The 6,938-nt window shown below is 54.5% G+C and carries 9 protein-coding genes; 7 read left to right on the top strand and 2 right to left on the bottom strand.

The features are described from left to right. Positions 1 to 230: hypothetical protein (locus tag DFP98_RS39520; RefSeq protein ID WP_220377171.1), on the top strand; the 230-nt coding region annotated here is incomplete at its 5' end. Here DFP98_RS39520 and ilvD read toward each other — a convergent pair. Both ilvD and DFP98_RS26110 read right to left on the bottom strand, forming a co-directional pair. Then, a complete protein-coding gene (ilvD, locus tag DFP98_RS26115) occupies positions 217 to 1,887 on the bottom strand; it encodes a dihydroxy-acid dehydratase (RefSeq protein WP_116063577.1) in 1,671 nt (556 codons plus the stop codon). The genes DFP98_RS39520 and ilvD overlap by 14 nt on opposite strands. A 169-nt stretch (positions 1,888 to 2,056) precedes the next feature. Next, a complete protein-coding gene (locus tag DFP98_RS26110) occupies positions 2,057 to 2,719 on the bottom strand; it encodes a 3'-5' exonuclease (protein WP_116063561.1) in 663 nt (220 codons plus the stop codon). 194 nt (positions 2,720 to 2,913) lie between these two features. Here DFP98_RS26110 and DFP98_RS26105 point away from each other — a divergent pair, with 194 nt between their 5' ends. The 6 genes from DFP98_RS26105 to DFP98_RS26085 all read left to right on the top strand — a co-directional run bounded on the left by DFP98_RS26105 (position 2,914) and on the right by DFP98_RS26085 (position 6,916). After that, positions 2,914 to 3,360, top strand: a complete 447-nt coding sequence (locus tag DFP98_RS26105; RefSeq protein WP_116063560.1) for a tellurite resistance TerB family protein — start codon at positions 2,914 to 2,916, stop codon at positions 3,358 to 3,360. Between the two features lie 166 nt (positions 3,361 to 3,526). Further along, entirely contained in the window at positions 3,527 to 3,655 is a 129-nt protein-coding gene (locus tag DFP98_RS40030; RefSeq protein WP_256442728.1) for a hypothetical protein, read from the top strand. A 229-nt stretch (positions 3,656 to 3,884) separates the two neighbouring features. Then, the gene (locus DFP98_RS26100) at positions 3,885 to 4,319 is read left to right on the top strand and encodes a YciI family protein (protein ID WP_116063559.1); all 435 of its coding nucleotides are present in this window, start codon (positions 3,885 to 3,887) and stop codon (positions 4,317 to 4,319) included. Continuing rightward, positions 4,316 to 5,572, top strand: a complete 1,257-nt coding sequence (locus DFP98_RS26095) for an RNA polymerase sigma factor (protein ID WP_116063558.1) — start codon at positions 4,316 to 4,318, stop codon at positions 5,570 to 5,572. Before DFP98_RS26100 ends, DFP98_RS26095 begins: the two co-directional genes overlap by 4 nt. 27 nt (positions 5,573 to 5,599) lie before the next feature. After that, positions 5,600 to 5,941 carry a DUF1801 domain-containing protein gene (locus DFP98_RS26090; protein ID WP_116063557.1) on the top strand — a complete coding sequence of 114 codons (342 nt, stop codon included), beginning with the start codon at positions 5,600 to 5,602 and terminating at the stop codon, positions 5,939 to 5,941. Positions 5,942 to 6,106: 165 nt separating this feature from the next. Then, the gene (locus DFP98_RS26085) at positions 6,107 to 6,916 is read left to right on the top strand and encodes an alpha/beta fold hydrolase (RefSeq protein ID WP_116063556.1); all 810 of its coding nucleotides are present in this window, start codon (positions 6,107 to 6,109) and stop codon (positions 6,914 to 6,916) included. Positions 6,917 to 6,938 lie beyond the last annotated feature (22 nt).

Here is a 6,938-nt window from a genome sequence, read left to right as displayed (position 1 = left end):
TAGTTAATCTCGATGAAAAGAGGGGGGGATGTATCTCCTGGAGGAGCGAAGCGTTTGCCTTTGGAATCGTGAAATCTCCTTGTTACGAGTTTACCTATTCCGATTTCACGATTCCAACAGCAACCGAAAGGAGATACATCCCCACAAAAACATTAATCGAGATAAAACAAAGGCTGCTCATAAGTCCACTTATGAGACAGCCCCCCGCTGCAAATATTAAAGTTTCATAACGCCGCCTTGGCTAGCGTTGGTAACCATTGCGGAATAGCGAGCCAGGTAGCCGCGCTTGATTTTCGGCTCAAAGCCTTTCCATTCGGAACGGCGGCGTTCGAGCTCTTCGTCGCTCACTTCCAGCGTGATGGTGCGGTTGTTCATGTCCAGCTCGATAATGTCTCCGTCATGAACGAACGCAATCGGACCGCCCTCTGCCGCTTCCGGGGAGATATGGCCGATAGCGATGCCGCGCGATGCGCCGGAGAATCGTCCGTCGGTGATGAGACCGACTTTCGTTCCGAGTCCCATGCCGACGATCTGGGAAGTCGGAGCAAGCATTTCCGGCATGCCCGGGCCGCCTTTAGGCCCTTCGTAGCGGATGACGACGACATGTCCTTCTTTGACCTTGCCTTCGGCAAGACCTTTCAATACTTCTTCCTGCGAATCGAAGCAGATGGCAGGTCCGCGGTGATAGCCGCCGACCGATTTGTCTACTGCGCCGACTTTGATAATCGAGCCGCCCGGCGCCAAGTTGCCGAACAGAACGGACAATCCGCCTTCTTTGGTGTGCGGGTCGTCGATCGGACGAATAACCGAGTGATCGGTAATTTCCGCGCCTTCGACGTTCTCTCGCAGCGTTTTGGCCGAGACGGTCAGCACATCGCCTTGCAACGCGCCTTCTTTTTTGAAGAGCTCGTTAATAATCGCGCTTACGCCGCCCGCATTGTGCAGGTCTTCGATATGGTGGTCGGAAGCGGGAGCGAGCTTGGACAAATAGGGAACGCGCTTGGCCACTTCGTTGATGCGCTCGATTGGGTATTCGATGCCGGCTTCGTGAGCGAGAGCCAGCGTGTGTAATACCGTGTTCGTCGAACCGCCCATCGCCATATCGAGCGCAAACGCATTGTCGATCGAATCGAGCGTGACGATGTCGCGCGGTTTAATATCTTGTTTGATCAGTTCCATGAGCTGCGTTGCCGACTGCTTGACGAACTCGCGACGCTCTGGAGCGACGGCAAGAATCGTACCGTTGCCCGGTAGGGCAAGGCCAAGCACCTCCGCCAGACAGTTCATCGAGTTGGCGGTGAACATGCCGGAGCAGGAGCCGCAAGTCGGACAACCGAATTGCTCAAGCTCGGTCAAGCTTTTCTCGTCGATTTTGCCGGTCATATAGGCGCCGACGCCTTCGAATACCGACGTCAGGGAGATGGCGCGGCCGTCGCTTGTGCGTCCGGCTTTCATCGGTCCGCCGCTGACGAAGATCGTCGGAATGTTGACGCGCAGCGCAGCCATCATCATTCCCGGCGTAATTTTGTCGCAGTTCGGGATACAGACCATGCCGTCGAACCAGTGCGCGTTAACGACCGTCTCGACCGAGTCGGCGATAATCTCGCGGCTGGCAAGGGAGTAGCGCATGCCGATGTGACCCATGGCGATGCCGTCGTCGACGCCGATCGTATTGAATTCGAACGGCACGCCGCCCGCTTCACGAATGGCTTCTTTAACGATTTTGCCGAATTCCTGCAGGTGAACGTGACCGGGTACGATATCGATATAAGAATTGCAGACGGCAATAAACGGTTTGCCGAAATCCTCTTCCTTAACGCCGGCTGCCCGAAGCAAACTGCGGTGCGGAGCGCGGTCGAAACCTTTGGTGATCATGTCTGAGCGCATTTTTTTGTTAGCCAACAGTATTCCCTCTCTTTCGGATTAACCGGAATGTCTATCCTTGATTCTATCACACAAGCCGACAGCTTGACCAGAACGGGTTGCGGCGCAAAAGCTGTCGATAGGCAGGGAAGAGCGATCCCCCCGCGTCCTTAAGACGACTCGGAATCGCTCTTCATTTGGCCGGATCGGTGAACAGGTTGGCGAGTCCCGCGAATGGCAAATTTTCGTAATGTTCGGTTTTATAGACGACTTCGCTCTCGAATTTCGTCTCGTCGCTCGGCTTGTTGCGGCGGAACTGGAACTTGTCGTAAAGCTTGACGAGAATATGCGCCGTATTGACCGCATCGTCCATCGCGCGATGATGAGAGCCGCTGAACGGGATTTCCAGCATTTCAAGCGCAGGCTTCAGACCCATCTGCTGGTGTTTCTCGAGCTTATATACTTTGGACAGCATTTTCTGCAAATTGTTATGGTTGACGATCCAGTCCGTCGACATCTGATGCCGGCGGCATTCTTGAATAAGCTGGCGCTGATCGTCCGGTCCCCACGCGCAGAGGAAGTATTCCTCCTGTCCCATCCATTCGATAAACTCCCGAGCTACCTGCGGCAAAGCCTCTGCACCGTCGACGTTCTCCTGCGAGATGCCCGTGAATTCGGTCGTATCAGGGGACAGCTGAGGGACGACGGTCGGTTTAACAAACGCTTGAAACGTATCGACGATCCGAGGCTGTTCGTCGACCGTTCCGACTTTGGCCGCTCCGATCTCTATAATTTCGGCGATTTGCCCTTTTTTGCGCCGCACTGTCATTTCCAGGTCGTAGACGATAATAACCACTTCATGCACCTCTAGAATGTTCCGAAGATGAATTTCGTACCTCTGTTATTATAGACTTCCTTGGGCCATTTGTCAGTGTGGAAAAAAATTCGCGACGAGAGCGATGAGGAGGTCGAATTTGATCGAACGATGGCGTTAAGGTACAATAAGCTTATCCATTTAATTAATCGATATCAATCGGGAGGATCATTGCGATGAGCACGTTTGCCCAGAGATTGGCTTCTATGAAGCAAGGTTTGAAGGACCAAGTAACCAAATTCAAAAACAAGGACTTTATGGACGCTGTCGTAGCGGGCTGCGCGATCGTCGCCGCGGCCGACGGTCAGATCAGCGCTGCGGAAAAGCAAAAAATGATCGGCTACATTCAACATAACGAAGAGCTTAAAGTGTTTGAAACGCCTAAAGTGATCGAAAGATTCAATTTCTACACGGGCAACTTCGACTTCGACGGGATGATCGGCAAAGCCGAGGCGATGAAGCCGATTATCAAGTTCAAGGACAAGCCGGATATCGCTCGCATCGTCGTCAGCGTGTGCTGCGCGATCGGCGCCGCCGACGGAGACTTCGACGAGCAGGAGAAGAACGTCGTCCGCGAAATTTGCCGTGCGGTGAACCTGAACCCTTCGGATTTCGGACTGTAAGACCTATCGCGCGATGCCCTCGTTTTGTTGTAATGGCGCCGGTTCATTCGAACCGGCGTTATTTGTTTTTATTTTGTTCAGAATCTGTTGAGAGCCGACTAGTACAATAGATATAGGAATTTAGAAGTCAAGATTCTTAAAGAATCGGTCGGGGGAGAGGAATTTCATGCTGCCAGCAGATCATGATCGAGTCACGCCGGATGCGAATGACGAGGGAATTTTTACGCCGGATGAAGTGAATGAGATATTGAAGCAGCTTGAGGAGGAGCAAGCGAGGGCAAGGAGCGACCGCTAGTACGCAGTATAGAGATAGGAGCAAATTGCAACGAAGAGTCCCCGGGAGCGAGGGCTCTTTTTCGTATGTAGCTGCCTTCTTCAACAGTTCGATCGGATCGAGCAGAATCAGGTGTAACTATTTGTGAATTTGAGAGTGAATGTTATATTATGGATAGTGTTTTTGCTGTCGATTCCGTCGATTCCCGTTCGTTGTGTATATAGAGTCAAATTCAAAGGAGGAGATTACAGTGAGATTTATGATGATCGTCAAAGCAACCAAAGATTCCGAGGCGGGAGTTCTGCCGAGTCAGGAGCTATTGGAGGCCATGTCCAGGTATAATGAAGAATTGGCGAGAGCCGGAGTGCTGGTCGCGGCAGATGGCCTTCACCCGAGCACGGGTGCGATTCGCATTTCTTATCCGGAGCCGGGAGGGAAGCCGAAGGTGGTGGACGGCCCTTTCACGGAAGCGAAGGAAATGATTGCGGGATTTACGCTGATTGAGGTGAAGTCGCGGGAAGAGGCGATTGAATGGGCGATGCGAATGCCCGATCCCCACGGCTCGGGCGAAGGGGAGATCGAGCTGAGACAAGTATTCGAGGCGCCCGAGCTCACCCAGGACCCGGAAGCGTTGGCCAAGCTAATTGAAATACAGGCTCAAGTCACGAGGAAGCCGGGGGCGTGAAGCAAGCTTCCGTTCACCGTACGATCGACGGAATTTGGAGAATCGAGTCGGCTAAAATAATCGCCAGTCTCGCACGGATGGTGCGCGATGTCGGGCTTGCCGAGGATCTGGCCCAGGATGCGATGCTCATTGCGCTAGAACGATGGCCGGAGACAGGCATACCCGACAACCCCGGCGCTTGGCTAATGACAGCGGCCAAACGCCGAGCGATCGATCATCTGCGCAGAGACAAGCTGCGCGACCGCAAATACGAGGAGATGGGCTGGGAGATCGAGCGCCAGCACGAGCCGGATTGGGACGAGGCGCTCGACGACCCTGTCGGCGACGATCTCCTTCGCCTCATCTTTACGACATGTCATCCCGTTCTTTCCGCCGAAGCGCGGGTAGCGCTCACGTTGCGGCTGCTAGGGGGGCTGACGACCGAGGAAATCGCCAGCGCGTTTCTAGTTCCCGAACCGACGATCGCCCAACGAATCGTCCGTGCCAAGCGCACGCTCGCGGCAGCTCGCGTTCCTTTCGACGTACCGCCGAAAGCCGAATTGGCGACCCGGTTGTCGTCCGTGCTTGAGGTCGTCTATCTCCTGTTCAACGAAGGATATGCCGCGTCTTCCGGCGGGAGCTGGATTAGGCCCATGCTCTGCAATGAAGCGCTGCGCCTTGGTCGAATCTTGGCCGAGATCGTTCCCGATGAGCCGGAAGTCCACGGGCTTGTAGCGCTGATGGAAATTCAGTCGTCCAGATTCAAGTCGCGCGTCGGTCCGAGCGGCGAGCCAATTCTGCTTATGGATCAGAATCGGGCGCTATGGGATTACCTGCTTATTCGGAGGGGGCTGGCCGCAATCGAAAGAGCCGAGCATCTCGGCAAAGTGCTGGGCCCATACATGATTCAAGCCTCAATCGCGGCATGTCACGCTCGCGCCCGCACGGCTGCGGAGACGGATTGGGTCAAGATTTCGGCGCTGTACGACGCTCTTGCGCAAGTTGCGCCGTCGCCTGTCGTCGAACTGAACCGCGCCGTAGCATTGTCGATGGCATTCGGTCCGGAGGTAGGGCTGGAAGTTGTAGATGCGTTGATGCAGGAGCCGTCCTTGAAAAATTATCATTTGTTGCCTAGCGTTCGAGGGGACTTCCTCATGAAGCTGGGGCGAAAGCAGGAAGCATGTACAGAGTTCAAACGAGCGGCCGCTCTGGCGCGCAATGACAAGGAACGCGACTTGCTCTTGAGTCGCGCTTCCGATTGCGCCGCGGAATAAGCGGCGATTACGAGAGGAGAAGTTAGGATGAGTCAAGAGGTTAACGAATTTATTGAGAAGGTCAAAGAGCCGTGGCAGGCCGAGTTGTGTCGTCATTTGCGCCAGGTTGTTCACGACGCGATTCCAGACGTTCAGGAACGCATTCAATATAATAAGCCTCATTTTCTCAAAAACAAAAAATATGCTGCGGTTATCTCGACTTCCAAGGACGCCGTGAGCTTCACGATTTTCAATGCAGCGGAGCTGGATCTGCCCGAAGGCTTGTTCGAAGGCCCGGCGGAACGAAAAACGATTAAGTTCCGCAGCGGACAACAGGTGGACGGCGAGATGCTGACCGGTCTGATAAAACAAGCCTCCAACACGCTATAGCAAGAAAGCCGCTCATGATTTGGGCGGCTTTCTTGCTATAGCGCCTCCGGTGCCGAAAATAGTCTTTCCGCTCCAAAAACTATTTTTCCGATGTGTCGATTTTCCCGTTGGCGGTTCGTCGTATTCATAGAAGCTCGGATAAATATCCGCAAAGGAGATTTCACAATGTACATGGCAGCATCGAAGGACGGCACCAAGATTGTTTATGACAAAATCGGTCAAGGACCGGCTCTTATCCTGGTTGGAGGAGCGTTCAGCTACCGTAAATTCCCGGCAATGGTCAAGCTGGCTTCCCTGTTATCGGATCGTTTTACGGTCTTTAACTACGATCGTCGCGGTCGCGGGGAAAGCGGCGACCGGCAGCCCTATTCGATTGAGCGAGAGATCGAGGATCTTCAGGCTTTGATCGATGAGGCGGGCGGTTCGGCTTATGTATGGGGACTTTCGTCCGGCGCGGTGCTCGCTCTGCGAGCGGCGGCGAACGGAGCGGGCATCGCGAAGCTGGCGCTGCATGAGCCTCCGTTTATCGTAGATCCGTCGGATCGCCGGCCGCCGCAAGATCTGCTCAAGCAGGTCTCAAGGCTGATTGCGGACAATCGTCGCGCCGAAGCGATTAGATATTTTATGACCGAGGGGATGGGGGCGCCGTCCTTTGTTGTGAGCATGATGCGTTTGATGCCGGGCGTATGGTCCAAGCTGATGGCGGTGGCGCACACGCTTCCTTACGATGCGGCATTGCTCGAAGGATATATGGCCGGAAAGCCATTAACCGCATCTATGTGGAGCGCTGTCCAAATGCCGACAATGGTGCTGGAGGGCACGGAGAGCCCCGCTTCGCTGCGTCGCGCCTCTCAGGCGCTGGCCGAGGTGCTCCCCCGCTCGCAATTGAGAAGCAAAAAGGGGCTCGGCCACACGAAGAAGCTGGACGCGAAAATCACTTCAGCGGAGCTTGCGGCGTTTTTTGTGGAAAAATAACAATAGCCTGGTGGATCGGCGG

It is taken from the genome of Cohnella phaseoli, from assembly GCF_003386235.1.
GTDB lineage: Bacteria > Bacillota > Bacilli > Paenibacillales > Paenibacillaceae > Cohnella > Cohnella phaseoli.
Note: the sequence above shows the minus strand (reverse complement) of the source record. Positions and strands in the feature narration are given on the sequence as shown.

What these genes read in the sequence shown, in the direction of transcription:
- ilvD (WP_116063577.1), bottom strand. Translation starts at nt 1,887, where the DNA reads ATGCGCTCAGACATGATCACCAAAGGTTTCGACCGCGCTCCGCACCGC.
- DFP98_RS26105 (WP_116063560.1), top strand. Translation starts at nt 2,914, where the DNA reads ATGAGCACGTTTGCCCAGAGATTGGCTTCTATGAAGCAAGGTTTGAAG.
- DFP98_RS40030 (WP_256442728.1), top strand. Translation starts at nt 3,527, where the DNA reads ATGCTGCCAGCAGATCATGATCGAGTCACGCCGGATGCGAATGACGAG.
- DFP98_RS26090 (WP_116063557.1), top strand. Translation starts at nt 5,600, where the DNA reads ATGAGTCAAGAGGTTAACGAATTTATTGAGAAGGTCAAAGAGCCGTGG.
- DFP98_RS26085 (WP_116063556.1), top strand. Translation starts at nt 6,107, where the DNA reads ATGTACATGGCAGCATCGAAGGACGGCACCAAGATTGTTTATGACAAA.